Origin of the sequence: uncultured Campylobacter sp., assembly GCF_938017705.1 — a bacterium.
Classification (GTDB): Bacteria; Campylobacterota; Campylobacteria; order Campylobacterales; family Campylobacteraceae; genus Campylobacter_B.
On sequence record NZ_CALIIS010000141.1, the window covers coordinates 1 to 25,533 of the forward strand.

General features: G+C 46.6%; 20 protein-coding genes, 1 tRNA gene and 3 rRNA genes. 11 read left to right on the plus strand and 13 right to left on the minus strand.

The window, feature by feature from the left end:
- Positions 1-354: 354 nt before the first annotated feature.
- Both Q0605_RS07075 and ciaB read right to left on the minus strand, forming a co-directional pair.
- Positions 355-1,032: a hypothetical protein gene (locus Q0605_RS07075; RefSeq protein ID WP_298705472.1), complete on the minus strand. Its 678-nt coding sequence runs from the start codon at positions 1,030-1,032 to the stop codon at positions 355-357.
- A gap of 71 nt (positions 1,033-1,103) precedes the next feature.
- Positions 1,104-2,918 (minus strand): invasion protein CiaB, encoded by a 1,815-nt coding sequence (gene ciaB, locus Q0605_RS07080; protein ID WP_298705475.1) that lies wholly within the window; start codon positions 2,916-2,918, stop codon positions 1,104-1,106.
- Positions 2,919-3,070: 152 nt separating this feature from the next.
- Here ciaB and Q0605_RS07085 point away from each other — a divergent pair, with 152 nt between their 5' ends.
- Positions 3,071-3,490: an acyl-CoA thioesterase gene (locus Q0605_RS07085; protein WP_295153100.1), complete on the plus strand. Its 420-nt coding sequence runs from the start codon at positions 3,071-3,073 to the stop codon at positions 3,488-3,490.
- A gap of 268 nt (positions 3,491-3,758) precedes the next feature.
- On the opposite strand, the gene Q0605_RS07090 is transcribed toward Q0605_RS07085, so the two are convergent.
- From Q0605_RS07090 to Q0605_RS07100, 3 genes are all read right to left on the minus strand, one after another.
- Positions 3,759-3,962 (minus strand): hypothetical protein, encoded by a 204-nt coding sequence (locus tag Q0605_RS07090; RefSeq protein WP_298705478.1) that lies wholly within the window; start codon positions 3,960-3,962, stop codon positions 3,759-3,761.
- 72 nt (positions 3,963-4,034) lie between these two features.
- On the minus strand, positions 4,035-4,775 hold the full coding sequence (locus tag Q0605_RS07095) for an EI24 domain-containing protein (protein ID WP_298705481.1): 741 nt from the start codon (positions 4,773-4,775) through the stop codon (positions 4,035-4,037).
- Positions 4,776-5,185: 410 nt separating this feature from the next.
- The gene (locus Q0605_RS07100; RefSeq protein WP_298021570.1) at positions 5,186-5,875 is read right to left on the minus strand and encodes a dUTP diphosphatase; all 690 of its coding nucleotides are present in this window, start codon (positions 5,873-5,875) and stop codon (positions 5,186-5,188) included.
- An 80-nt stretch (positions 5,876-5,955) separates the two neighbouring features.
- On the opposite strand from Q0605_RS07100, the gene Q0605_RS07105 reads away from it, so the two are divergent.
- The gene (locus tag Q0605_RS07105; RefSeq protein WP_005869910.1) at positions 5,956-6,369 is read left to right on the plus strand and encodes a hypothetical protein; all 414 of its coding nucleotides are present in this window, start codon (positions 5,956-5,958) and stop codon (positions 6,367-6,369) included.
- A 327-nt stretch (positions 6,370-6,696) separates the two neighbouring features.
- On the opposite strand, the gene Q0605_RS07110 is transcribed toward Q0605_RS07105, so the two are convergent.
- Positions 6,697-6,900 carry a 4-oxalocrotonate tautomerase family protein gene (locus Q0605_RS07110; RefSeq protein WP_298705486.1) on the minus strand — a complete coding sequence of 68 codons (204 nt, stop codon included), beginning with the start codon at positions 6,898-6,900 and terminating at the stop codon, positions 6,697-6,699.
- A gap of 106 nt (positions 6,901-7,006) precedes the next feature.
- Here Q0605_RS07110 and luxS point away from each other — a divergent pair, with 106 nt between their 5' ends.
- The 3 genes from luxS (at position 7,007) to Q0605_RS07125 (ending at position 10,059) form a co-directional block, all read left to right on the plus strand.
- A complete protein-coding gene (luxS, locus tag Q0605_RS07115) occupies positions 7,007-7,510 on the plus strand; it encodes an S-ribosylhomocysteine lyase (RefSeq protein ID WP_298705489.1) in 504 nt (167 codons plus the stop codon).
- Between the two features lie 589 nt (positions 7,511-8,099).
- Positions 8,100-8,438, plus strand: a complete 339-nt coding sequence (locus tag Q0605_RS07120) for a cupin domain-containing protein (RefSeq protein WP_298705492.1) — start codon at positions 8,100-8,102, stop codon at positions 8,436-8,438.
- 163 nt (positions 8,439-8,601) lie between these two features.
- Positions 8,602-10,059 (plus strand): DKNYY domain-containing protein, encoded by a 1,458-nt coding sequence (locus tag Q0605_RS07125; protein ID WP_298705494.1) that lies wholly within the window; start codon positions 8,602-8,604, stop codon positions 10,057-10,059.
- 53 nt (positions 10,060-10,112) lie between these two features.
- Here Q0605_RS07125 and Q0605_RS07130 read toward each other — a convergent pair whose 3' ends face one another.
- The 7 genes from Q0605_RS07130 to aroQ form a co-directional block, all read right to left on the minus strand.
- Positions 10,113-10,679: a hypothetical protein gene (locus Q0605_RS07130; protein ID WP_298705496.1), complete on the minus strand. Its 567-nt coding sequence runs from the start codon at positions 10,677-10,679 to the stop codon at positions 10,113-10,115.
- A 110-nt stretch (positions 10,680-10,789) separates the two neighbouring features.
- Entirely contained in the window at positions 10,790-11,821 is a 1,032-nt protein-coding gene (gene mnmA / locus Q0605_RS07135) for a tRNA 2-thiouridine(34) synthase MnmA (RefSeq protein WP_298705499.1), read from the minus strand.
- Positions 11,818-12,423 carry a TIGR00730 family Rossman fold protein gene (locus Q0605_RS07140; RefSeq protein ID WP_298705502.1) on the minus strand — a complete coding sequence of 202 codons (606 nt, stop codon included), beginning with the start codon at positions 12,421-12,423 and terminating at the stop codon, positions 11,818-11,820. The genes mnmA and Q0605_RS07140 overlap by 4 nt, the downstream gene beginning before the upstream one ends.
- A gap of 116 nt (positions 12,424-12,539) precedes the next feature.
- Positions 12,540-13,295 (minus strand): hypothetical protein, encoded by a 756-nt coding sequence (locus Q0605_RS07145; protein WP_298705505.1) that lies wholly within the window; start codon positions 13,293-13,295, stop codon positions 12,540-12,542.
- Positions 13,277-13,807, minus strand: coding sequence for a 2-amino-4-hydroxy-6-hydroxymethyldihydropteridine diphosphokinase (gene folK / locus Q0605_RS07150; RefSeq protein WP_298705508.1), 531 nt, complete (start codon positions 13,805-13,807; stop codon positions 13,277-13,279). The genes Q0605_RS07145 and folK overlap by 19 nt, the downstream gene beginning before the upstream one ends.
- Positions 13,808-13,823: 16 nt before the next feature.
- Positions 13,824-14,849, minus strand: coding sequence for a M24 family metallopeptidase (locus Q0605_RS07155; protein WP_298705511.1), 1,026 nt, complete (start codon positions 14,847-14,849; stop codon positions 13,824-13,826).
- Positions 14,850-14,863: 14 nt separating this feature from the next.
- On the minus strand, positions 14,864-15,331 hold the full coding sequence (gene aroQ, locus Q0605_RS07160; RefSeq protein ID WP_297988578.1) for a type II 3-dehydroquinate dehydratase: 468 nt from the start codon (positions 15,329-15,331) through the stop codon (positions 14,864-14,866).
- A gap of 172 nt (positions 15,332-15,503) precedes the next feature.
- On the opposite strand from aroQ, the gene Q0605_RS07165 reads away from it, so the two are divergent.
- The 6 genes from Q0605_RS07165 to rrf all read left to right on the plus strand — a co-directional run bounded on the left by Q0605_RS07165 (position 15,504) and on the right by rrf (position 25,361).
- Positions 15,504-16,721: a metal-dependent hydrolase gene (locus Q0605_RS07165; protein ID WP_298705514.1), complete on the plus strand. Its 1,218-nt coding sequence runs from the start codon at positions 15,504-15,506 to the stop codon at positions 16,719-16,721.
- Entirely contained in the window at positions 16,709-17,581 is an 873-nt protein-coding gene (sppA, locus tag Q0605_RS07170) for a signal peptide peptidase SppA (protein WP_298705517.1), read from the plus strand. The genes Q0605_RS07165 and sppA overlap by 13 nt, the downstream gene beginning before the upstream one ends.
- 1,069 nt (positions 17,582-18,650) lie before the next feature.
- Positions 18,651-20,163, plus strand: a 16S ribosomal RNA gene (locus Q0605_RS07175).
- Positions 20,164-20,506: 343 nt separating this feature from the next.
- Positions 20,507-20,582, plus strand: a tRNA-Ala gene (locus Q0605_RS07180).
- A gap of 638 nt (positions 20,583-21,220) precedes the next feature.
- Positions 21,221-24,781, plus strand: a 23S ribosomal RNA gene (locus Q0605_RS07185).
- A 463-nt stretch (positions 24,782-25,244) separates the two neighbouring features.
- A 5S ribosomal RNA gene (rrf, locus tag Q0605_RS07190) occupies positions 25,245-25,361 on the plus strand.
- Together the 16S, 23S and 5S rRNA genes with 1 tRNA gene alongside form the textbook arrangement of a ribosomal RNA operon.
- Positions 25,362-25,533: the final 172 nt, after the last annotated feature.

Consider the following 25,533-nt stretch of genomic DNA (forward strand, 5'->3'; position numbering starts at 1 on the left):
GTCCGCACCGCTAGCGTTGTCGGGGGATGGGTGGAGTTTGGGGCGGGAAGGGGAGCGACCTCGCAATTGGGGCCTCCTTCCCGCCCCAAGAGAAGTATATCGCGGGCTAAAATTTAAACGGAATTTCATTTTGTAATAAATTTAAAATTTCTCTATGTAGAATTTGCCTCTAGAATTTGGGGCGTGGCAGCGTTTTCTCTTAAGGGGGAAGGGGCGCTACTTGCGAGGCGCTCCCCTTCCCCCTTAAAATCCCCCAACCCCTGGCACGCTCAAAGGGCGAGCTATGCTCGCGCTAATTTTAAACTGCGGTTGGCGGCGTAAAATTTTTGCTAAAATTCTGCATTCAGCTTGCCGTTATGCCTCGCGCATCTCCTCTGCTAGGCGCTTTTTGTAAGTGCGCTTGAAATAAAACGCCCAAATTAGCGGAAATATTATCTCCAGCCCTTTCCAAAATGCCAACCCGCCATACTCCCCAGGAATGGTAAAAAAACCTATCCAAACCGCATAGTAAGCAACCACGTAGCTTATCACGAAGACAACGCCCCAAATTAGTACTTCAGAGCCGATCGTAACAAACCAAATCGCGATCGAATAGATGAACGCGCTTGCTAGCGCAGTCGGAAAAAACCAATTCAGAACGCCCAATTTCTGGTGGTTTACGTCCGCGGTAAGATAGCCTGCCGCGCACGCGGTGATACATAGGGTGCATAAAATAGCGCGTAGCACGGCTAAATAACGCAGTCTGCGGGGTTGTATCGCGCCTTCGTAGTCGCTGTTTTCGCAACTACGGCTTTGGCTATTTTTGCCGCCCCGCCCCGCCACATAGACAAGATGTGCGCCTAGCGCTATGAAACACGCACATTGAATGAAGTCCATAAATATGAAGCTGCCGAGTGCATCACTTTCGCCTACATTGCCTATTAACCTAGGCCACCAAAATTTTACTATGCAAAACGTCGCCGCGAGCAAAATCGGGTGCAGCGCGACTCTGCCGTTTCGCAAATCAGAGAGTAAATTTTTAAAATAGCTCATATTTTCCCCTTAAAATTCCGCAAAATTTTACTAGCTTTCCATTATTTAAGGCGCAGTTCGAAGCTGAAATTTTAAAGCCACTTTGTTCGCTCGTCGCTAGGATCCGTTTCATTGCCGATCGCTTCGTAGCGCGAGTAGTAAAACTCCACAAACTCCCGCACCTGCGCCTCGCGCGGCAGATACACGCCGCCGCTAAGCTCCGCAAAGCGCGATAAAAATTCCGCCGCGTCCTTTTTGCCGCAATAAAGCCGCGCCAGATCCTCGTAGTTTTGCAGGCACGCGGACTTAAAGCTCTCATAGCCTGCGCGGTCAAATTTAACCGCCAGCCGCCCGCGTTCAAATTTCAAAACGCCCGATGCAAAAAGCAAGCTCAGATGTATCAGCGCCTCGCAGTAGTAGGGTTTGAGCTCCTCCACCTGCTGCCACGCGATGAGCCCCACGGCGCGGCGGATCAGCTCATCCAGCACCGGCAGGCAAAACTCCTCCTCCTCGTGGAAAAAGAAGCTCACGAGCCCGCCGCCGGTCGCCTTGTACTCCTCGATGAGCTTAAAAAGCCCCGAGCGGTTCATGCGCGCCTCGGTGTCCGCGTCGATGAAAAATATATGCCCGAACTCGTGCCCGATCGTCGATATTTCGTAGACGCGGCGCCAAATTCGCGGCTTTTTAAATAAAATTTCGCGCCCGAAATTTAAATACTCAAGGTCGAAAATTTCGCTGCTTAGCCGCATAAAAGGTCTAGCCTTGGCGCTTTCATAGACGAAATTTACGAAGGCGAAAATTTTCTTACCGCAGTTGGTGCTTACGAACTCGTCGTTTGGTACGACCTGCGCCGAAAAGAGCCCGTTAAGATCGGCGCCGTAGTAGATCAGCGGCGCGCAGACGTAAAGCTGGGTTTTGGCGATGTTTGAAAGCACGAGCGAGTGCATGACGGCGTTGTTTGCGCCGATTTTTTCATACGCACGCTCAAAGCTCTCGCTTACGCGCGCTTTAAATTCCTCCGCGCTAAACTCATACGCGCCTGCAAGCCTGACGTCCCATTCCAGCGCGACTGCGTGCGTGTAGGCATCCTCATAGTACTCAAGCGGATGACCGATTTGAAGCGGCGTTTTTATATCCATCCACGCGATCTCCGCATCCCGCCACGCGCCGATCACCGCGCTAGCGTCTTTTTCGCAAAAGGCCTGTTTGAGCTTGCCTAGATACGCGATGTAGGCTAGCTCGCTCTCATCTTCTGCAAGCGTCACCAGGCGCTCCAAAAGATCGCTAAATTCGCTCTGCAGCTTTGCCGTCTCATCCGCAAATGCCACGGCGTAGGGCACCATTTGGGATTTGCCCTCGAGCTGCACTATCGCGCCGTAGCAGCGCTCGCAAATTTCGCCGTGAGGCGTGCGCATAAACAGCTCCTCTTGCAGTAAAAATTCCTTCGCCTGCGCAAGCGAGCTAAATTCCTTTTCCCAGCGCTTGTTCGCGCCTTCGATGATTAAGGCTTGCCAGCTTTTTTGCATATCGCTTAACACGAGCCCGATGCGGTGGATGCCCTTTAAAAGCTCCAGATAAAACGGCTGCAAAATCCCCTGCGCGCCTGCCTCGGCGATAAGAGCTGCGTGCATGCTCTCGTGTATTTCGCGCGTGAAATCGTACATTTTGCTCTTTAGCTCGCGCTGGCACGCCTCATCGTAGCCTAAGCGGCGAAATTCCTGCAGAAGCGGATCCTCTTTGAGATCGACGATTCGGCGTAGCACGGCAATGCGCGCGGTATCGCCAAACTCAAAGCCGCAGATCTTCAGCCCGCGCGCGATTAGCTCGGCGTGCGGCTCGTCGTAGAGGGCGTTTAGTCGCGCCTTAGCGCTCGCTGCCATCTCGCTAAGTTTTACAAAATCGTTCATCGCGTATCCTTTTTGTCGTTTTATCGTTTGCAAGCGAGCGAAATTTTATCTCTGCCCGCCTAAAATTTCGGCATAGATTTTTGCCGATTGTATCGAAAAAGTGTTAAATTTGCGCGGTTAAAATGCGAGATTTTTAAATTTAAGGAGTAAAAATGAGCGATTTAAACTTAGATGATTTCGGCGAGCCGCGCATCAAGGTCGTAGCGCTGCCTAAGGATACGAATAGCTCGGGCAATATTTTCGGCGGCTGGATACTAGCGCAGATCGATTTAGCGGGCGCGACGGCAGCGCGCGAGATAGCGCCCGAGCGGGTCGTGACGATCTCGATGCAGGAGGTAACTTTCAAGCAGCCCGTATTTATCGGCGATGTCATCAGCTGCTACGCAAAAGTACTAAGCGTGGGAAATACCTCTATCCGCGTGCAGATCGAGGTCGCGGCGCTGCGGCTGGGCGAGGACGGATTTCGCGAGTGCTTGCACGTAACCAGCGCGATCGCAACCTACGTAAGTGTGACCAAATCAGGTCAGAAAAAGCCGATCAGTGCGGAGATTAAGCGGCTGCACGGATTTTAAAATTTTTCAGACCTTAGTTTTAGCTCAAGGAATTTTAGCGTCAAGCTTATAACGCGAAAATTCTTATGTGGATAAGCTTAGTGCACAGAATTTGCTGCGTAAAATTTTACAATTTTAAGCGCGGAATTTTGCTGTACAGTATTTTGGTGGAAAACCTAGCAGACGGAATTTTAGAATTTTAGAATTTTAGAATTTTAGAATTTTAGAATTTTGCGGCGCGCAGATTAATAAACAAATTAAAACGCGCCGCAGCAAGTGGTGCTAGCAGCTAGTTTGTAGCGTCTTGGAGCTCTTCTTCGATCTCGGCATTGCTCTTTACGACCATGCCTGAGCCATGGATGACGCTAGGCATGCAGGATGTGCAGATATGCACTGTCTCGCCGTTTTTATGCGCCTTGATAAAGACCGCGTTTTCATCATCGCTGCTTTTGAGCGAACATATATTGCAAATGTAAATATCACCTGATTTCATAGAAATCCTTTCTTAAAAATTTTGCACTATTTTATGAAAATTTCAAAATTTTTCATTGATTTTAGTTAATCTTTAGCGATTTTTATTGCGGGCACTTTCGTCTATCAGCACTACGTGCGTCAAAAAGATGATGAAAAATAGCTGGAAAAATAATCCTACCAGCGGGATCAAACACAGCAGATAAAAAATAAAAGCGCTTAGGGCAAATTTATATCCGCCGCCCATTTTATAAGAGCGCTCGAAGCTTTTCGCGCTTAACGCATTTGAAGCGACGTCGATTAGAACCAGCTTGTAATAGATATAAAAAAACGGCACGTTGATGATAAATAAATTTATCACCGGCACAAACAAAAGTACCGAACAGATAAATAAGATTGCTAAAAATTTTAAAATTTCAAGGCTCATCAGCTTTAGCACTCGCGCCGTGCTCGCTTCATCCGCGCGGATTAGGTGGTAGTGGCGGGCGTTGATCTCTTTAGTGACTACGGGCGTCAAAAAGGCTGCGATGATAAGCGCACAAAACACGCTAAGCATCAGTACCGCAAAGCTGGCAAACACCGAAAAAATCGCGCCGATAATCCACTTCGTAGCAGCGAAGCTTAAAACTTTTGCAATTACCGGGAAGCGCTGTTCGTCCAAGAAGCTAAAATCGCCGCTTTGCGCGCCCTGCGAAAGTGCGTCAAAAAGCTCTTTGCCACCGAAAAATGCGAGCGTGCCTAAGATTATAAGCGAGCATACAAGTGGCAGTAGCGAGAGCAAAATAAACTTGCGCGTAAAAAAGTCCTGCTTTGCCAAATTAAAGATTCTACCCATGTATGCTCCTATTTGCGTTATTTTAGCGACTTTTGCGACGGAATTTGAGCTGAGCAATTTGGCTACCGCACGAAAGCGCCTCATTAATCCGCTCGCTTGGCTCATTCGCTTTTTTTAACCGGCTCATCTTGCATTATAATACGAAATTTATGCTTTGATCGCTTGCCTACCCGCGTTTAATTTGCTCATTATAGTGTGTAAAAAGAGGCCAGATCTAGCTATGTTTTTACCTGCTGCGAATATTTATTTGCTTGTTGCGCGGAATTTTGCCTCTTATAAATAGGCTGACATTACGTAAAATTTCAGGCACAAAACTGCAGAATTTCAAATCAAATCTCTTTTTTAAAATTCGCATGCCGAAATTTTATAGATGAAATTTTAAAGATAAATTTCGCAAGCAAATCCAGACTTCACTTCGTCGCGTCGTAGATCTTTTGCAATTGCTCGTAAATTTCGTTTGCGCTTACTGCGCCTTTTGATAGCACCTCGATTAGCACCTCGTTATCTTCAAGGTCTCCCCAGATTTTGCGGTAGCTGCCCTCTTTGTAACCGTGGTCTTGGCGGAATTTATTTAGCACGTTTTTACCGATATATTTGGCAAAAAGAATGTCTAAGCTCACGCCACATTTAATCGCCACGCGAAAAAAATCGGTCAGCAGCTCGCCGATTTGCAGCTCAAATCCGCTTGTTTCGTGGATTATGAGCTCGATGTCGTTTACGATTTCGTAGATGCTGTATTCGCGCACATCGTAGGCGTAGGAGCTAAACTCCGCAAATCCGCTTACTGCCGTGACGTCGCTTACGATGTGGTCGATGTCTTTGCCGCCGTAATATTGCTCTAAAATATAGCTCATTACGAAGTGCCAAATATCAACGATCTCGATGACGATATTATTCACGTCCGGCGCTGCAGAGATATTTTTCCAATGCTTCCACGCAAAGCTATCGATGAGCTCGGCGCATTCCATGTAAATGCAGCGCTTCCAGTTGATAAGTTTGCCGTTTTTTGTATAGCCGTCCTCCCAGCCCACGCCGTTTGTTTCGTCGTTTAGGGCTTGCTGCATCAAAAACATCTCTTTTACTTTTTTATAATTTTCCATAAAAATTCTCCTAATTTTGGCTCGCGATTATAGCTAATAAAAGAAAATCATTGTATAATTTAGCAAAAAGGAGGCTTAAAATGTGTGCCGCTCAGGATAAATTCGACGAGTTTTTAGGCAGGATGAAACTTCTATCTCTCGGAGTTTTGCGCAATAATCTGCCATATTGCTGCAGTGCATTTTATGCCTACGATCCGCAAAATAAGGAGCTCATCATCGCAAGCGCGAACGACTCCGAGCATATCAAAGCAGTCTTTGCCAACCGCGGAGTTGCGGCTACAGTCGCACTGGATACGAAATTTGTAGGTAGGATCAAAGGCGTGCAGATTTGCGGCCATATCCGTAGCGCGGATGAGCGCGAAACCTCGCTATATCTTAAGCGCTTCCCGTTTGCGCGCGCGATGGAGACCGATTTTTTTACGATTAGAATCGATTGGATGAAAATGACCGATAATACCTTAACTTTCGGCAAAAAACTAATTTGGGAACGCTAGTTCGCTAAGAATATCGTCTATTTATTTTTACGAAATTTTAGACTTGCGAGGATTAAATTTTATCTGGTAAAATTTTTAAAACTTGCATAAATTCTATCTTGTCGATTTTTTAAAGAATTTCACCATTAGACCCGCTTTAAAATTTCCGCTCGGTTGGTTTTTGGAATTTTACAGCATGGAATTTAGCGTAAAATTTCATTTTGCAAGCGGGGATTATCGCAAATTTTATTACCTTAGAAGCGGAGCCTACCGCGTAGAATTTCGCTTGAAAATTTTAAAATTCTAAAATTTCGCTTTTCAAATTTAGCCTGACGCGCGAGCTTAGCTCTATCGTTCCCTGATTTCGCTTACTAGCCGCCCGCCGATCGCGTAGTCGTCAGTGGATATTTCATCTATCGTAACGACCGTGGTTTTCTCGCCCCTGCCTAGCACGGCTACGAGGGCGTCGGTGAGGTTTTTGACGAGCCTTGCTTTTTGTTCGCGACTTAAGCCGCCGTGCTCTTTGGTGATTTTAACGTTTATGTAGGGCATTAATTCTCCTTAAAATAAACGCAATTGTAGCCAAAATTTCGTCTGTGTGCCTGAAAGTGCGGAATTTTATGTTAAAATCGCCACGATCTGAATTTAAGGAGAAAATATGCCATTGTTAGATAGTTTTAAGGTCGATCATACCCACATGAATGCCCCGGGCGTGCGGCTCGCAAAGAGCATGCGTACCAAGAGCGGCGATAAGATCAGCGTCTATGATCTGCGGTTTTGCCGTCCGAATTTAGAGATCATGAGCGAGCGCGGCACCCACACGCTGGAGCATCTTTTCGCGGGCTTCATGCGCGAGCACCTAAATAGCGCGGACGTCGAGATCATCGACATCTCGCCGATGGGGTGCCGCACGGGCTTTTATATGAGCGTGATCGGGGCGCCTAGCGAGAGCGCCGTTGCGGCGGCGTGGAGCGCGAGTATGAAGGATATTTTGGGCGTGGGCTCTCAAGCAGAGATCCCCGAGCTGAATAAATTTCAGTGCGGCACCTTCGCGATGCACTCGCTAGCAGAAGCTAAACAGATCGCGCAAAACGTGCTAAATAAGGGAATCGGCGTGATCAAAAACGACGAGATCGCGTTGGATCCAAGCAAGATAAAATAGTTTTGAAATTTAAGAGATAGTGCAAAATTCTAACGCTATCTCTTTGAACTCCCGCTCGGCTCGTGATCAGTATGTTACGCGCTATAAAAACATTATCGTAAAATGTGCAAAAATTCGAGGTGCAAAAATGCGTATCTGCTAAAACAAGCTGGAGGTAGTAGCATCTATTTATAAGTCGATTTAGCTTTATAAACCGACTTGGCGCTTGCCGTAAAGTCTGCGTCACGCGAGGTTTTTGATAAAAGCTACGATTTGGCTTTAATCTGGGTAGCAAAAGCACGTAAGCAAAGCTCATATCAAATTTAATAAATTTATCTAGCAGAGCAGTTTTAAATTTAGAAGAATTTTTAAAATTTCGTCTTAAATTAAAGCCGAAATTCTATCCACAAATACCATGCTTATGCGTCTTCTTACTTTTAGATGCGATCTTCAATCCTCCAAAAAAATCGCACAGTAAAATGTGAATTTAAAATTTTTATTTAAGGTTGCGTTGCGAGTTTGGCGCTTGAAATTTCACTTTCGCTGCACGAAAAGAATGCTAAAATTCCGCCGAAACCGCGCCGGATGCGGTGAACTTAAAGGAGCGAAAATGCAAAGAATTTTTCATATAAAAGATGCTATTTGTAGCGACGAGCGAGCCGTAAAAACGACATTTTTTACTACGGAGGCCACTTGCGGCGCGGTTTGGATCGTCAAACGCGGCCAGGTCGTAGCGCCGCATATTCACCCAGACGGAGATGACGTGTGGATTTGCTTAAGCGGACGCGGCGTGTTTTATCCGAGCAAGGGCGAGGAGGTACCGATCTGCGCGGGCGATCTAATCATTTCCAGAAGCGGAGAGTGCCACGGTATGAAAAATACGGGCGATGAGGATTTTGTGTTTGCAAGCGTTACGGCGCCGATTCCGTGCGGTTACGAAGCGCTTTGAATTAAAATTTGCCAGAGATTTTGTGGTATTCGTAAAATAAATTAGCGCCGCAAAGAGTTGAATCAGAATTTGTCCGTAGCGTTAAATTTCATAAATTTAGCCGCGCTTTTGTACAATTTCAAGTGCCGCGCAATCTGCGGCGAGATTAAATTTGAGGCAAAAGATGTATGAAGATTTTACGCAAGAGCCAAAGGATGAGCTCGCGCAAAAGAAGCGCAAAGATAGGGCGCGCAAGGTAGAAGCAGATCGTAAGCCGGTGCAAGACGGGCCTCGGGGCATGCCGCTTTGGCGCAAGATCGTGCTTGGCGCGATATTTGTATTCGCGGCTTTTAGCGTGCTTATTCTGGCGGCTGTTATAAATTCCAGCGACGACTACTCGCCGCGGGACGATGAGCAGATCAAATACAGCGATTTTTATAAAAAAGGAGATGAAATTTACGCCCTCGTGGTGGGCGCGGGCTATTTTGCGATACCGGACGCGGACGCGGCGAGCTTTCGGGTTTTGGATTTCGGCCCCGGCTACCGCTTCAATGTCGCGGCGGATAAAAACGCCGTATATTGCGGAAATATCGCGATGAGCGAGCTAGAGCCCGCGCGCACGAAAGCCGTAGCGTTCGGATACGTAAGCGACGGGCGGATCAGTTATTTTTGCGACGGCGAGGCGGTACCCAACGACGCGCTGGGAGCTCTTAAGCTCACTTATGAAACCTTGGCGCATATTTTTTGGGATGCGCCCAAGCCGCAAAGCTACATTTATAAATTTAAACGAATGGACGCTACGGATCTGCGCCAAATCGCGGGCGTGTATTACGCTGCGCAGGGCTCGCGCGCGTTTTATAAAGGAGAGGTTTTGCCTGGCGCCGATGCCGCGAGCCTGCGCCGAATAGAGGGAAGCGATGGGCGCGCTAGCGGCGTTTATGCCGCAGACGGCGCGAACGTGTATTTTAAAAACCTGCGCCTTGACGCGCGCGATAACGGCGGGCATTACGAACTTTTGAGGCAGCGGTTGGACTATTTTTTGTGGGATGCGAAAAGCGGCGACGTTTTTGCGAATGATTTAAAATTTGACCCCGCCGCCGCGCCCTATGCTCCGCTAAATAGGCAGCTTGCGCACTCAAACCATCTACTTTTTGCCTCCCCTAGCGGCATCTACTATTTCGACGAGAACGACGAAAAGCAAAAGCGCGCGGCAGACAATCCCTTTGCGGGCGAAGTTCACGCGCTTAGCGGCAGCGTGTTTCAAAGCGGCGAGCGGATATATTTTTTAGAAGGTGCCGAAGTTTGGGGCGGCGGCCGCAGCACTCGCAGGCTGGTCGCTCGCAAAAGTGGACTTTTCGCGCTCGAGCTGCCGCATGAGTGGCGCAGGGTAGGCGGCGTGCACGGCGGGCTATACGGCTGGGTCTATTCAAACGGCGGGCGATTTTTCTACTTCGACGATCTGGGCTCTTCGCAGCTGATAGATCGGTGCATTTATGAGATCAGGGATCTAGATTTGGTTGAAATTTTGCTTCAAAAAAGCAGCCTTGGCACGAGTAAAATTCGCGAGATGATAAAGAGCGGCGGGCTTGAGGCGGTGGACGGCGAGCTGCTTTTTGAGATAAAGACGCGGGTGGAATTTTAGTGCGCCGAAATTTTAGAAAATTTTCGTCGCGTGCTTCGTAAGATTAGGCATAATTAGTCGTTCTTATCGCTTACGAGCAGGGTTTCTTTATATGTAAATTTGAAATAAAAAGTCCAAGCTAGCGGGCAAGCGATAAACATCACGATAATTGGAAGCGGCGAAGCCAAAGCAACCACTAAAAATATCGAGATATAGCTGATTACAAAAAATAGCGCATAAGCGATCGGCAAAAGTCGCCTAAACGCGAATGATAAAAATAGCATATAAGCAAAAGCGATGAAAAATGGAGCAGAGTTGGAGTATTTCCCTAAAGAGTATGCCATGACGAAAAAGGCGGCTAGCGCCGCCGCCGTAAGCCGTATATCGCGCGATAGTAAAAGATGCGCGCAAAATGCGACGAGATAGAACGAATACGTAAACTCCAAAAAGGCGTCGCACCCGACTATACAAGAGATTAGATCGTACTTTTTGCCGAAAATCACGTAATTACAAAGCGTTCTTATTACCATAAATATTACCGTGAGCAAAACGGGGTGAAGTAAAACCCACTCTGCTTTAGAGATGGGCTTGTTACGACGAAGCACGCTTGGATCGTCGGTAGAATTTCTCAAATATTGCACAAAAGCCCCCGTTTTTAAATTTAAAATTTATTGCTCTATCTTTGATTTGCCCTATCTGCGTGATGTGCGAAGCTAAATTCTGATAAGATAGTGCCAACGCCGATAAAGCGCTATTTTATAAATCCACTTGCTACTACGCGGTCGCGCTCGTCGTAGAAAACCGCGAGCTGTGCCGGAGCGATGCCCGCTGCGGGTGCGGACAGCACGGCATGCACGCCGCCGTCCTCACGCAGCGAAATTTTAACGGGGAGTTTGGCGCTGCGGTAGCGGATCTTGACGCCGAGGCCAGACATATTTAAAATTTTATCTCTGTTTAAAAAGGCGTTGAAATTTTCGGTGTTGAACTCGTAGGTCGCCAGCTCGTCCTTGCTGCCCACGACGATCTCGTTTTTGCGCGGGTCGATGCTTAGCACGAAGTGCGGCTCATGCGCGCCGTGCACCGTAAAACCGCGGCGCTTGCCGATCGTGTAGTGCATGTAGCCCTCGTGAGTACCGATGGCGTTGCCCGCGCGGTCGCGCACGATGCCAGGCATTTTGGTGCCCGTATGGCGGTTCAAAACGTCGATGTAGGTGGTGTCCACAAAGCAGATCTCGCTGCTTTCGCTCGCAGAAGCGATCTGCAAAAGCTCCGTATAGGCGCGCGCGGCCTCTTTGACGTCCTTTTTATACATCCCTCCAAGCGGAAAGAGCATAAATTTAAGCGCGGCAGGATCGATGTTTGCTAAAAAATAGCTCTGATCTTTGCTAAGATCTACAGCGGCTTTTAAAAGCCCGTCCTCGATACGGACATAGTGCCCCGTAGCTAGGCGCTCAAAGCCCTGCTCGCGCGCGAATTCCAAAAGCTTGCCGAGCTTTATGCGGCGGTTACACAGCGCGCACGGATTTGGCGTAAGACCGCCTATATAGGCCTGCACAAAGGGCTCGTAAACGTCGCGGTTAAAATCCTCCTGCAGATCCAAAATGTGGATTTTTATACCCAAAAACTCGCCTACCTTGCGGACTTTGGCGATGTTTGCTTCGTGATAGCCCGGCTTTGCGTGCAGTTTCATATAGCAGCCCTGCACCTCGTGCCCTGCATCCTGCAGCAGCTTCGCGCACATCGAGCTATCCACGCCGCCGCTCATCGCGACTAAAATTTTCATTCGTTCTCCTTACGTCGCACATCCGTTAAAATTTCATCCACGCTGTCGCAGAGCATGAAATTTTGCAGATCGCTTTCGTTTATCGCACCAGATTTTAGCAGTGAAGTGCGGAAAAACTTCATTAGCGGCGCATAGAATTCCTCGTCGTAAAGATAGATCTGCGCGCGCTTAAAGCCCGTCTGCACCAGCACTAAAATTTCAAAAAATTCATCCAGCGTACCAAAGCCGCCCGGAAAGATGACGAAAATTTCGCTGTTTTCGATAAGTGCGCCTTTGCGCGGTGCAAATGCCGAAAATTTCGCGCCTTGCGTCAAAAAGCCGTTGCTTTTTTGCTCAAACGGCAGCATGATGTTAAAGCCCACGCTGTGCGTCCTCGCTCTCGCAAATGCGCCTCGGTTGGCGCCTTGCATAATGCCGCCACCGCCTCCAGTGATGATCGAGTATCCTAAATCAGCGAGCCCCTCGCAAAGCTTTTGCGCGTCTTTTACGTAGCGATTATCCTCGCTAAAGCGTGCCGAGCCGAAGATCGTGGCGCTTTTGCCTACGTTTTTGAGATTGTCGCGGGCGATTTTGATGTCTTTTAAAATTTCTTTCAACTGCATGATTAATCTATCTTTTTCGTATATATTTTAAAATTTTGACTTTTAGCTTAGCATTAAATTTTTAAATTTAGCCTTAAAATAGCGGGTTATATGCTGTTTTAAAATTTCATCGTAAATCATACTAGGTTGCTAAGCTTTCGTAAAAATCCGCCGACGCCGCGGTAAGCGCTCATGTCGATCGGCTCCAAGCCCTGTTTGTTCAAAAATCGCGAGACGCTCTGTCTAAGCGCGATGGTAGCGGGCGAGAACGGGCGGTGCGAGTTGAAAAGCACGCGGTTGTGCGCGCACTCTGCGACGTCCTTGCAAAACGGCACGAACCCTAATAGCTTAAAATTTAGCTCGCTTATGTTTTTTTGCGCGACCGCCTTTAAATTTTCGTAGATCATCACGGCGTCCTCTTCGCTCGCGGTGAAATTTAACAAAAATAAAATCTCTTTTTTGCTTGCTCCGAGCGTCTTTAAAAGCGCGTAGGTGTTGCTGATCGCGCAGGGCTCGTTCGCGCACAGCACGACGTTGTGATCCGCAACCTCGGTGAAGCTTTTTAAGCTTTCAAGTCCCGCGTCGATCAAAATAAAATCGAAAATTTCCGCTTCTTTCAGCTCGCTTGCGAATTTAGCAGAGTTTTCGCCCGCGCCGTCCGCAGGCGAGACGAGAGTTAAATTTTGCGAAATTTTTACCGCGCTTGCGCTTTGAAGCGAGATTTTTTTGCCCTGCAGCGCGTTTAGAATGATCTCTTGGTTGTTAAAGCTCGGAGCCTCGATGATCGCCGTGCGGTAGCCTATCTCGCTTAGAATTTCGCCGAAATTCGCTACGATCACGCTCTTGCCAACCCCGCCCTTGGCGCTTAAAAAATTTACGATTTTAGTTTGCATATCAGTCCTCTTTTAAATTTCATCTCTCCAAGTGGCAAAATCACGCTTATGCGCTCGCAAACACCCGGATGCGGCAACGCGAGCCGTTCGCAGGCACGCACCTTCGCGCTTGCATATAAAATATCCACGTCCAGCGTGCGCGGCGCGTTTTTGAAGCTTCGTTTGCGCCCAAATCGCAGCTCCGCGCGCTGCATAATCTTAAGCAGCGCAAACGGCGCTAGGGAACTTTGCACTAACATCACGGAGTTTAAAAAATTTTCCTGCCGCAAAAAACCGAACGGCTTGTTTTTTAAGATCGGAGAATTTTGCGCTACGAAAAAGCGCGTATCGCTTTGCAAAACGCGATAAAATCGCTCGAAGTGTCGCCTGACATCCCCTAAATTCCCGCCGAGCCCGAGCAGGTATAAATTTTTAAAATTTCCGCGCTCGCGGCGCCTCATCGGGAAAACTGCGCTTTTTACGACGCATAGCGCGTCCGCGCACTCGTAAAATCCGTTTTTTTTAAGCCGCACGCTCACCTAGCTACCCTCATAAAATTTCAGCCCTGTTTTCGCGTACGACCACGACGTCCTCGATGCGCACGCCAAATTCGCCGGGCAAGTAAATCCCTGGCTCCACGCTAAAGACCATCCCCTCTTTTAGCACGGTATCTCCGCGCTTTGAGATGAACGGAAGCTCGTGGATATCGACTCCGACGCCGTGTCCGGTGCTATGGAAAAACGCCTTGCCAAAGCCCTGGGCGGCGATAAAATCCCTGGCCGCAGCGTCGATCTCGCGCGCCTTTTTGCCGGGCATAACCGCCGCGATGGCAAGAGCCTGAGCCTCTTTTACGATTTCGTAAATTTCTTGCCGCTTGGCGTTTTTAAAATTTTGCTCTTTGCCGAAGTTAAAATTTTCGTCAAAGCACGCCGTACGCGTCCTGTCAGAGCAGTAGCGATTAAATTTAACCCCCGCGTCAAGCAGGAGCAAATCGCCCTGCCGCAAACGCTTTTTGCTCGGCAGAGCGTGCGCCTTTGCGGCGTTTTCGTTGATTGCGACGATAGGCGAAAAGCTAAGCGCGAGCTCGCCCTTTTTCTTAAAGATGAGCTCGGCGTTAAAAAATAGCTCCTCTTCGCTCATGCCTTCGCCCTCGGCGCGCACGAACGCGGCAAATTCGTCAAATCTTTCCGCGCCAAACTGCGCCGCTTGCTTTAAAATTTTTATCTCATCCTCTGATTTTATTATGCGCGAAATTTGCGAAAAATTCGCGCGTGCCTTAAATCTTATCCCAAGCCCCTTGCTCAGAGCTTCCCACTCGCCCGCGCTAAAATCGTACGGGTTATAGCTAAGATCACGAACGCCCGCCTTTCGCAAAAACAGCCGCGCGTCTTTTATCAAATTTCGCTCGACCTCGATCACTTCGGTATCTTTGCAAAGCTCGCGCGCCTCGATGCTATAACGCGCATCGGTGAGGAAAAATTTGCGCCCCGCGAAGCTCAAAAATATCGCGTTGTCGCAGCTGTATCCGCACTCGTGGTAAACGGCGTTTTCGTCCTTTAGGATAAAATTTTTCAAATTTAATCCTAAGCCTAATCGGCTTTCTGCTCGGCTCTGGCTGCCTTGATCTGCTCAAAAATTTGAATCATTCCGATCATCGCCAGATGGTACCCTACGGGGCCGAAGCCTATGATCTGACCCGCTGTTACGGGCGCTATTAGACTTTTTTGTCTAAGCTCCTCTCTGCGAGCGATGTTTGAGATATGCACTTCGATCACGGGTAGGCTGACTGCGGCGAGTGCATCGCGGATAGCGAGCGAAGTGTGCGTGTAGGCGGCGGGATTGATGATGATGCCGTCGCAGGTGCCGAAGCACTCTTGGATCTTATCGACGATCTCGCCTTCGAAATTGCTCTGGAAAAACTCGATCTCGTTGCCGCTCTGATCGGCGACCGCCTTCATCTGCTTATGGATATCCTCCATCTTCATAACCCCGTAAATAGCGGGCTCGCGCATACCAAGCATATTGATATTCGGTCCTTGAATCACCATAATTTTCATTTTTGCGTCCTTGTTTTGAAATTTAAGCGAAAATTATAACCAAAGCGAGCTTATTTTTTACTATGGCGCCAAATTTGCCCGTTCAAGCCCAGTCGCTAAAATTTTATCTCTAAATTTAGCACGGAAGAGAATTTTATGCTAAAATCACGCGCTGTTTTAGATAAGGAAAACGATGAGAATTTTAAGGGCGAAGTGGGTTCTTGTCTGCGATGAGAATTTTAAAATTTTAAAAGATGGCGCGATCGTCTTTGGCGAGAAAATAATCGAGGTCTGCGCCTTTGCGAGTGCGGCACGCAAATACCCGCAAGCCGAAATTTTGGACTTTAGCGGCGATATAGCGATGCCTGCGTTTATAAACCCGCACGTGCATTTGGAATTTAGCGCAAACAAAGGCACGCTGCGCTACGGCGATTTTTTGGAGTGGCTAGGTAGCGTCATCGCCTCAAGGCAGCAGCTGGATGCCGCGGCACGCGGACGATTGATCTTGGAGCAGATCGCCGCGATGATGCGAAGCGGCGTGGGCACGATCGGCGAAATTTCAAGCTTCGGCAGCGAGGCTGAAGCTTGCGCGCAAAGCGGCATTAGAACCGTGTTTTTCAATGAAATTTTAGGCGCGAGCAAGGACGCTACGGCGGAGAATATTTTGAAATTTAAGCAGCGTTTTGAGCGCTCAAAGGCGTTTGCAAGCTCGCTTTTCATCCCCGCTGTGTCGGTACACTCGCCGTATTCGACGCACCCGCAGATTACGGAGTTTACGACCAGGCTTGCCCGTGAAAACGGGCTTGCTATAAGCACGCATTTTATGGAGAGTGCTCACGAGCGGCAGTGGCTGCGCACTGGTCGCGGCAAATTTAAAGCCTGGCTTGCTAAATTTAACCCTTCTCCCGCGCCTTTTTACTCGCCGCAGAGCTTTGTAGTGCATTTTAGCGGGCTTCGCACGCTCTTTACGCATTGCGTTTGGGTGGATGATTTTAGCATCTTTGATCCGAAGCTCCACTCGATCACGCACTGCGCGCGCTCCAACCGCCTGCTTAGCAAAAAGAGGCTGAGCTTTAAAAAGCTGCTCGCAAGCGGGCTTAATTACAACATCGCTACCGATGGGCTTAGCTCAAATTTTAGCCTAAGCTTTTTAGACGAGCTGCGTGCAAATTTAATGATGCACGACGAGCTAGGTTTGGCGGAACTAGCGCGAGCGCTGATTTTAGGCGCGACGAGAAACGCAGCAGCCGCGCTGGGGCTAAATTTGGGCGAGCTGAGGGCCGGTAAGCTCGCCGACATCGCCGTTTTTGAAGGCATTGAGTGCGATGAGGATCAGCTGCCGCTACAGCTCATTTTGCAGAGCAAAAACGTAAAATTACTTTTTATCGAAGGAATGAAATGCAATTTCTAAAGAATATCTTTGCGCCGATCGGCGCCGTGCTCGGCTTTATCAACAAATACTTTAAATCCCTGATTTTCTTGCTTATTTTGTTTTTAATTTTTGCAGGCGGCGAAAGCACGCAACAAAAGGGCGCGAATCTCGCTCAACTTTCGCTAAGCGGCGCGATAATGGACGATAGCGAAATTTTAGAAAAGATCGAAACTCTGAAAAATGACGAGACGATCAAGGGAGTGCTTCTACTGATCGACAGCCCCGGCGGCGCGCTAAGTCCGAGCGTGGAAATTTCGCTGGCTATCAAATCCCTAAACTCGCGCAAACCAGTTGTCGCCTACGCCAAGGGCACGATGGCTAGCGGTAGCTACCTAGGCGGCGTGTGGGCGAGTAAAATTTACGCAAATCCGGGCAGCTTCATCGGCTCCATAGGCGTAATCATGCAGGGCTTAGACGTGAGCGAAGCAGCCGCTAAACTAGGCTTTGCCGAACAGATCGTCAAAGCGGGCGAGCTCAAAGAGGCGGGTACGATGATGCGAAAATGGAGCGACGCGGAGCGCGCGAGCTTGCAAGCTCTGGTGGATGAGAGCTATGAGCTATTCACGCGCGAGGTAGCGCAAGCGCGCTCGCTGGATCTTAGGAAGCGCGATACATGGGCGAATGCGCGAGTATTTTTAGCCAGCGGCGCCAAAGGCGTCGGGCTCATCGACGAGGTAGGCTCTTTAGAGGACGCTAAAAGCGCGCTCGTAAAGGCTAGCGGCGTAGCAGATCCAATCTGGCAGGAGCCCTCGGCGTATGAAAAGATGATAGATAGGCTAGCAAATAAAAGCGAGAGCTTAGTGCGTGGTGCATTCGGCGCGAAGCTGATGGCGTATTAGAATTTTAGAAATTTCGCAGAAATTTTAGAATTTTGCTCTTAAAATTTCAAGATGCGAGTTGCCGTAATTTGTACAGGGCGGCTAGCATATGGCGGCAAAGTTTCCTTAAATTTCAAGATACGGCTCCTCTTGTGCCGAACATATGTCGCGCATTCTGCGCAAATACTACCCCCTACCGCTCGCGCTCATCATCTATGCAGGACATATGTCGCGGCTCTGTGCATGCGCAATGCTCGGCCACACGTATGAGACACGGCTAAGAAGCGAGATTGGTCTTGCTCGACGCACTGATAATTTTATGCATTGATGCGCTCGGTGCATCGATTTAACGCGTAGGTTTATCGCTTGGCGGTCTTTTGTAAAATTTTATTTTTGCTATTTTATAAAATTTAATCTCAACCGCTATTTTGTAAAATTTCGATCCCGCCTGCTATGATGCTGAAATTATGCGATGATACGATAAACGCTTTTTGAGTTTTACTATATTTGATTTGCTCCTACTTCTCGCGCGTTTTTAAAATTCTATCGCCATATAAATCCTCTAAAATCTTTCCTAAATTTCTAACGTCGCCCCCTATATTATTCAGCCCCCTTTAAGCATCGCTCTTGTATAATCACAATTCTGTTTCGCACCAAGCTAAACCTGCTTCCTTAACTCTTAAGTCCTAGTAGTTTTAGCCTTTTAGCGAACGTGTTTTTTAAAATTTTAACTGTTAAAAACAAATATCTTTAGTCAATCTTTGAAATCTAAACAAGTGATCGATTGAGCCTATGGATTTAGATCCATTAAAGGATTTAAGTTCATAAAAACGATGTTACAAAAACATAAAGTTTTTAGATTAAAAACTTCATAATCGCATCCACCTGTATAAGTATAAAGAGTTTAAATCATAGATTAAATTTAAGATGCAGAATAAACCTGAGCCAAGCTCTGGTTTTTTTAATGCTATCCTTAGAAATTTATGATTTGCGAAAAACTGGTTTTTTCGCAAATCTTTGTAACTTTAGGTGGGTGCAGGGAGCGAAAGCTCCCGCTCGCAGTAACGGCTTTGCCGTTGCGAGAAGTATAAATATGGAGAGTTTGATCCTGGCTCAGAGTGAACGCTGGCGGCGTGCCTAATACATGCAAGTCGAACGGAATTTAAGAGAGCTTGCTCTTTTAAATTTAGTGGCGCACGGGTGAGTAATATATAGCTAATCTGCCCCTTGCTGGAGGACAACAGTTAGAAATGACTGCTAATACTCCATACTCCTTTTTACCATAAGATAAATCGGGAAAGAATTTCGGCAAGGGATGAGACTATATCGTATCAGCTAGTCGGTGGGGTAACGGCCTACCGAGGCTATGACGCGTAACTGGTCTGAGAGGATGATCAGTCACATTGGAACTGAGACACGGTCCAAACTCCTACGGGAGGCAGCAGTAGGGAATATTGCGCAATGGGGGAAACCCTGACGCAGCAACGCCGCGTGGAGGATGACACTTTTCGGAGCGTAAACTCCTTTTGTTAGGGAAGAATAATGACGGTACCTAACGAATAAGCACCGGCTAACTCCGTGCCAGCAGCCGCGGTAATACGGAGGGTGCAAGCGTTACTCGGAATCACTGGGCGTAAAGGACGCGTAGGCGGATTATCAAGTCTCTTGTGAAATCTAACGGCTCAACCGTTAAACTGCTTGGGAAACTGATAATCTAGAGTAAGGGAGAGGCAGATGGAATTCTTGGTGTAGGGGTAAAATCCGTAGATATCAAGAAGAATACCTATTGCGAAGGCGATCTGCTGGAACTTAACTGACGCTAATGCGTGAAAGCGTGGGGAGCAAACAGGATTAGATACCCTGGTAGTCCACGCCCTAAACGATGTATACCGGTTGTTGCTGTGCTAGTCACGGCAGTAATCCACCTAACGGATTAAGTATACCGCCTGGGGAGTACGGTCGCAAGATTAAAACTCAAAGGAATAGACGGGGACCCGCACAAGCGGTGGAGCATGTGGTTTAATTCGAAGATACGCGAAGAACCTTACCCGGACTTGATATCTAACAAATCATCCAGAGATGGAAGAGTGTCTGCTTGCAGAAATGTTAAGACAGGTGCTGCACGGCTGTCGTCAGCTCGTGTCGTGAGATGTTGGGTTAAGTCCCGCAACGAGCGCAACCCACGTCATTAGTTGCTAACGGTTCGGCCGAGCACTCTAATGAGACTGCCTTCGTAAGGAGGAGGAAGGTGTGGACGACGTCAAGTCATCATGGCCCTTATGTCCGGGGCGACACACGTGCTACAATGGCATATACAATAAGACGCAATATCGCGAGATGGAGCAAATCTAAAAAATATGTCCCAGTTCGGATTGGAGTCTGCAACTCGACTCCATGAAGCCGGAATCGCTAGTAATCGTAGATCAGCCATGCTACGGTGAATACGTTCCCGGGTCTTGTACTCACCGCCCGTCACACCATGGGAGTTGATTTCACTCGAAGCGGGAATGCGAAATTCGCTACCTTCCACAGTGGAATCAGCGACTGGGGTGAAGTCGTAACAAGGTAACCGTAGGAGAACCTGCGGTTGGATCACCTCCTTTCTAGAGTACAAATAGATATCCTCTCACAAGGTATCTATCATAAAGTCTTAGCGCTAACATATGTTTAGCTCTAAGCATGCTCAATCGAGCTTGTTTAGGTTTGAGAGATTGACGGACAAGATTAAAATTTTAGTCTTGTATTTTATAAGCTATTTTCCTTAATATATTGAAGTAAGAATTAATTGCTTAATACAATCTATTTCATATTGTTAAAATAGATTTGTTTGGATTTTTTTTCTTAGACGAGGAAGTTTTAAGAAAATCAAGCAGCGTATTTGGATATATGCGACGCAGGTTTTTGCAAAAAACTGACGAAGTATAAGGAAAAAAGATAAACAAAGATGGGGAATTAGCTCAGCTGGGAGAGCGCCTGCTTTGCACGCAGGAGGTCAGCGGTTCGATCCCGCTATTCTCCACCATAAGATATTTGTAATGTAGATCTAAATAGAGAATTTTAATTCGGTTTTATCCAAGCAGATCGGTTTGTTAAATTTAATAAATTTGATCAAGTCACCATAACTTAAAATTTTCTATTTAGGTTTACCCTAAACGTTCTTTAAAGTACCATTGTTAAAGTCACAATCAAGTTTTAATAAAACAATTTTACAGGACTTGTTAAAGCTTTGATTATTCGAAGTGATGCCAAGCCTTTAGCCTTATTATGTTATCCAAAGCTAAAAGCTAAGATCAATACACGCTTATAGAGCCTAACTTACTTTATAAGTTTGATCTCTTTCCGTCTTAATTCGAGTTAATCAAATACTATAGAATAAATTTAACGCATCGGTTTTTATAAGGATAGGGTATATTTAAAAGCTCTTATCCGTAGATCAAATGCTTAGTTAGATCGATTTTATCTTTAGCAAGGAAGTAATGCGAATTAGAATATATAATAAATAGTCTAAGTATTTTTTACGGATCTAATCCTAAATGATTTCTTTTATAGGAATTTTACGGCAACGCCGAAAGCGTTGCTGTGCTTTAGGTGGGTCGAGGGAGCGAAGCTCCCCGTCGCAAAGAGCGGCTTTGCCGGTCTGCGAAGTAAAAAATATATAAAAGGTAAGCTACTAAGAGCGAACGGTGGATGCCTTGGCTAGTAGAGGCGATGAAAGACGTGCCAGACTGCGATAAGTCTCGGGGAGCCGTCAAGGGGCTTTGATCCGGGAATTTCTGAATGGGGCAACCCAATACATAGCGATATGTGTTACCATTAATGGAGCCAACGCGGGGAACTGAAACATCTAAGTACCCGCAGGAAGAGAAATCAATAGAGATTACGCTAGTAGCGGCGAGCGAACGCGTAAGAGGGCAAACCACTAGTTTACTAGTGGGGTTGTAGGACCGCAACATAGACTAGGATCTGATAATAGAACAATCTGGAAAGGTTAGGCATAGAGGGTGATACTCCCGTATATGAAATCACATCCTTACTTAGCGGTATCCTGAGTAGGACGGGACACGTGAAATCCTGTCTGAAGCCGGGTCGACCACGATCCAACCCTAAATACTACTACTAGACCGATAGCGTACAAGTACCGTGAGGGAAAGGTGAAAAGAACGGCGGTGAGCCGAGTGAAATAGAACCTGAAACCGTTTGCTTACAATCATTCAGAGCACTATGTGGGTCTGTTTGAATATTAAGGACGGCTTGTCTTTTGGCGATAAATTAATGAGTTCGATTTTTTCTCAATCGATAGGCTAAAAGCCTTATCTCAATCGAAAAAATCTTCACAACATTAATTTCTCATCCAAAATACCGCGCCTTTAGGCGGGCATATCTTGTTTTTATAATTTTTTTATAAATAATCGGATTAAATTTGAAATTTTAAAAGCCAAAAGAGGTAAAACTTCTAAAATTAAAATTTCAAACCGTAGATCAAATTTAAATAGATTAAATTTAAAATTTAATAAGCAAGGTAAGACAATCCAAGATTAGTATTGAAACAGATCCACAGTGTGATGGACTGCCTTTTGCATAATGAGCCTGCGAGTTGTGGTGTCTGGCGAGGTTAAGGGAACCCGGAGCCGTAGCGAAAGCGAGTCTTAATAGGGCGATTAGTCAGATGCTGCAGACCCGAAACGATGTGATCTATCCATGAGCAGGTTGAAGCCGGTGTAAGAGCCGGTGGAGGACCCAACCGACGGCCGTTGAAAAGGCTCCGGATGACTTGTGGATAGGGGTGAAAGGCCAATCAAACATCGTGATAGCTGGTTCTCTCCGAAATATATTGAGGTATAGCGTCGTGTAGTAGTTATAAGGGGTAGAGCACTGAATGGGCTAGGGCATACACCAATGTACCAAACCCTATCAAACTCCGAATACTTATAGCGTAACCACGGCAGTCAGGCGGCGAGTGATAAAATCCGTCGTCAAGAGGGAAACAACCCGGACTAACAGCTAAGGTCCCCAAATCTCATTTAAGTGGAAAACGATGTGAAGTTACTGAAACAACCAGGAGGTTGGCTTAGAAGCAGCCATCCTTTAAAGATAGCGTAATAGCTCACTGGTCTAGTGATTTTGCGCGGAAAATATAACGGGGCTAAAATGAGTACCGAAGCTTTAGACTTGCACTTAATCATTTATACTAGCTCGTCTTTTGGCGATAAATTAATGAGTTTGATTTTTTCTCAATCGATAGGCTAAAAGCCTTATCTCAATCGAAAAAATCTTCACAACATTAATTTCTCATCCAAAATACTTCGCTTTCTATATTCAAATTTTAAATATTTCGAACTTTGTTAATTTTAAAATTTTTTAGAATTTTAAAATCCTAACTTAGATATTTAAAATTTAACAACCAAGAAGCGAAGAAAGACAAACAAAACTTTAAGACATCGGATAAATTCTTAAATATCTTAAGTTTTAAATTTGAACAAAGCCGCAAGAAAAGTATAAATCATTAAGTGCAAGTGGTAGGAGAGCGTTCCAATCAGCGTCGAAGCCGTACCGGTAAGGAGCGGTGGAGCGGTTGGAAGTGAGCATGCAGGCATGAGTAGCGATAAAATACGTGAGAATCGTATTCGCCGTAAACCCAAGGTTTCCTACGCGATGCTCGTCATCGTAGGGTTAGTCGGGTCCTAAGCAAAGTCCGAAAGGGGTATGCGATGGAAAATCGGTTAATATTCCGATACCGATATCAGTGTGCGACGGAAGGACGCTTAAAGTTAGTGGAGCTAGCGGATGGAAGTGCTAGTCTAAGGAAGTAGGTTGAGTTATAGGCAAATCCGTAACTCTTTATCCGAGATCTGAAAGGCTTCTGACGCTCTTCGGAGTAGATGAAGAATCCATGATACTATCGAGCCGAGAAAAGTTTCTAAGTTTAGCTGATATCGCCCGTACCGTAAACCGACACAGGTGGGTGGGATGAGTATTCTAAGGCGCGTGGAAGAACTCTCTTTAAGGAACTCTGCAAAATAGCACCGTATCTTCGGTATAAGGTGTGCCTAGCTTCGTTAAGAATTTACTTCGTAAGCGAAGAAGGTTACAACAAAGAGTCCCTCCCGACTGTTTACCATAAACACAGCACTCTGCTAACTCGTAAGAGGATGTATAGGGTGTGACGCCTGCCCGGTGCTCGAAGGTTAATTGATGATGTTAGCTTATGCAAAGCATCTGATCGAAGCCCGAGTAAACGGCGGCCGTAACTATAACGGTCCTAAGGTAGCGAAATTCCTTGTCGGTTAAATACCGACCTGCATGAATGGCGTAACGAGATGGGAGCTGTCTCAAAGAGGGATCCAGTGAAATTGTAGTGGAGGTGAAAATTCCTCCTACCCGCGGCAAGACGGAAAGACCCCGTGGACCTTTACTATAGCTTGACACTGCTACTTGGATAAAGATGCGCAGGATAGGTGGGAGGCTTCGATTCGTAGATCTCGGTTTACGATGAGCCATTGTTGAGATACCACTCTTCTTTATTCGGGTAGCTAACTAGCCTAAGTTATCCTTAGGTAGGACAATGTCTGGTGGGTAGTTTGACTGGGGCGGTCGCCTCCCAAAATGTAACGGAGGCTTACAAAGGTTGGCTCAAAGCGGTTGGAAATCGCTTGCAGAGTATAAAGGCAAAAGCCAGCTTAACTGCGAGACATACACGTCGAGCAGAGACGAAAGTCGGTCTTAGTGATCCGGTGGTTCTGTGTGGAAGGGCCATCGCTCAAAGGATAAAAGGTACCCCGGGGATAACAGGCTGATCTCCCCCAAGAGCTCACATCGACGGGGAGGTTTGGCACCTCGATGTCGGCTCATCGCATCCTGGGGCTGGAGCAGGTCCCAAGGGTTGGGCTGTTCGCCCATTAAAGCGGTACGCGAGCTGGGTTCAGAACGTCGTGAGACAGTTCGGTCCCTATCTGCCGTGGGCGTAAGAAGATTGAGGAGAGTTGACCCTAGTACGAGAGGACCGGGTTGAACCGACCACTGGTGTACCGGTTGTTCTGCCAAGAGCACCGCCGGGTAGCTAAGTCGGGATGCGATAAGAGCTGAAAGCATCTAAGCTCGAAGCCGACTCCAAGATGAATCTTCTTTTAAGAGCTCTAGTAGACTACTAGTTTGATAGGCCGGATGTGTAATGGATGAAAGTCCTTTAGCTGACCGGTACTAATAGCTCGTTTGCTTATCTTTTAAGCATTACTTCCTTGTTAAGGATAAAATTTTACTTCGTATTTTTATTTTATACTGCGTTGCATTTCGCTTCGGATTGCGGTCACGAACTTATATGTTCGCTCCCTTATCCTAGCTCACGCGCCTTGTCTAAAAGTAAAAATACTTTGTAAAATGCCTTGGGTATTAAATTTAAAAGCAAAGATGAATAATCAAATTTATACTTAAAGCATCAATCCTAAAATAAGACTCTGTTTTTATAAAATAAGATCTGACTTTAACGATGAACGCAGTGTTAAATAAGAGATTATAAAAGATATCCGTAATCTATGATTAATCCAAAGTTAGATTACGAAGTATATTTGATATGAGGCGAATAGGCAGGAACGAGTAGAGCTTATATGCTACGCGGCTAAAGCTCGTAAGGTATTCGCAGTATATAATATTACTATCAAACAACAAAAGTAATCCCTTATTTAACACTGCCTGTGGCTATACAGACGAGGAAACGCCTTGCTCCATCTCGAACCAAGAAGCTAAGCTCGTCCTGGCTGATGATACTATCCGTTACTCGGACGGGGAAAGTAGGTCGCTGCAGGCTTTGTTAAAATTCCATAACTTTCCATACAATTTTCAATTTAAATTCTATTCCGGCATCTTTAGCTTATCGCTTTTTTAGCCAATAAATATTGCTTGATAAATTTAAAATTTTATAGCCTTTTAGAATTTTAGAACCTTCCGCAAATACAAATTTTAAATCTAGCCCTCCATCA

What these genes read in the sequence shown, in the direction of transcription:
- Q0605_RS07095 (WP_298705481.1), bottom strand. Translation starts at nt 4,775, where the DNA reads ATGGGTAGAATCTTTAATTTGGCAAAGCAGGACTTTTTTACGCGCAAG.
- Q0605_RS07110 (WP_298705486.1), bottom strand. Translation starts at nt 6,900, where the DNA reads ATGCCCTACATAAACGTTAAAATCACCAAAGAGCACGGCGGCTTAAGT.
- Q0605_RS07140 (WP_298705502.1), bottom strand. Translation starts at nt 12,423, where the DNA reads ATGCAGTTGAAAGAAATTTTAAAAGACATCAAAATCGCCCGCGACAAT.
- Q0605_RS07125 (WP_298705494.1), top strand. Translation starts at nt 8,602, where the DNA reads ATGTATGAAGATTTTACGCAAGAGCCAAAGGATGAGCTCGCGCAAAAG.
- Q0605_RS07145 (WP_298705505.1), bottom strand. Translation starts at nt 13,295, where the DNA reads ATGCAAACTAAAATCGTAAATTTTTTAAGCGCCAAGGGCGGGGTTGGC.
- Q0605_RS07090 (WP_298705478.1), bottom strand. Translation starts at nt 3,962, where the DNA reads ATGAAATCAGGTGATATTTACATTTGCAATATATGTTCGCTCAAAAGC.
- mnmA (WP_298705499.1), bottom strand. Translation starts at nt 11,821, where the DNA reads ATGAAAATTTTAGTCGCGATGAGCGGCGGCGTGGATAGCTCGATGTGC.
- Q0605_RS07165 (WP_298705514.1), top strand. Translation starts at nt 15,504, where the DNA reads ATGAGAATTTTAAGGGCGAAGTGGGTTCTTGTCTGCGATGAGAATTTT.
- sppA (WP_298705517.1), top strand. Translation starts at nt 16,709, where the DNA reads ATGCAATTTCTAAAGAATATCTTTGCGCCGATCGGCGCCGTGCTCGGC.
- aroQ (WP_297988578.1), bottom strand. Translation starts at nt 15,331, where the DNA reads ATGAAAATTATGGTGATTCAAGGACCGAATATCAATATGCTTGGTATG.
- Q0605_RS07075 (WP_298705472.1), bottom strand. Translation starts at nt 1,032, where the DNA reads ATGAGCTATTTTAAAAATTTACTCTCTGATTTGCGAAACGGCAGAGTC.
- Q0605_RS07120 (WP_298705492.1), top strand. Translation starts at nt 8,100, where the DNA reads ATGCAAAGAATTTTTCATATAAAAGATGCTATTTGTAGCGACGAGCGA.
- Q0605_RS07105 (WP_005869910.1), top strand. Translation starts at nt 5,956, where the DNA reads ATGTGTGCCGCTCAGGATAAATTCGACGAGTTTTTAGGCAGGATGAAA.
- Q0605_RS07085 (WP_295153100.1), top strand. Translation starts at nt 3,071, where the DNA reads ATGAGCGATTTAAACTTAGATGATTTCGGCGAGCCGCGCATCAAGGTC.
- luxS (WP_298705489.1), top strand. Translation starts at nt 7,007, where the DNA reads ATGCCATTGTTAGATAGTTTTAAGGTCGATCATACCCACATGAATGCC.
- ciaB (WP_298705475.1), bottom strand. Translation starts at nt 2,918, where the DNA reads ATGAACGATTTTGTAAAACTTAGCGAGATGGCAGCGAGCGCTAAGGCG.
- Q0605_RS07100 (WP_298021570.1), bottom strand. Translation starts at nt 5,875, where the DNA reads ATGGAAAATTATAAAAAAGTAAAAGAGATGTTTTTGATGCAGCAAGCC.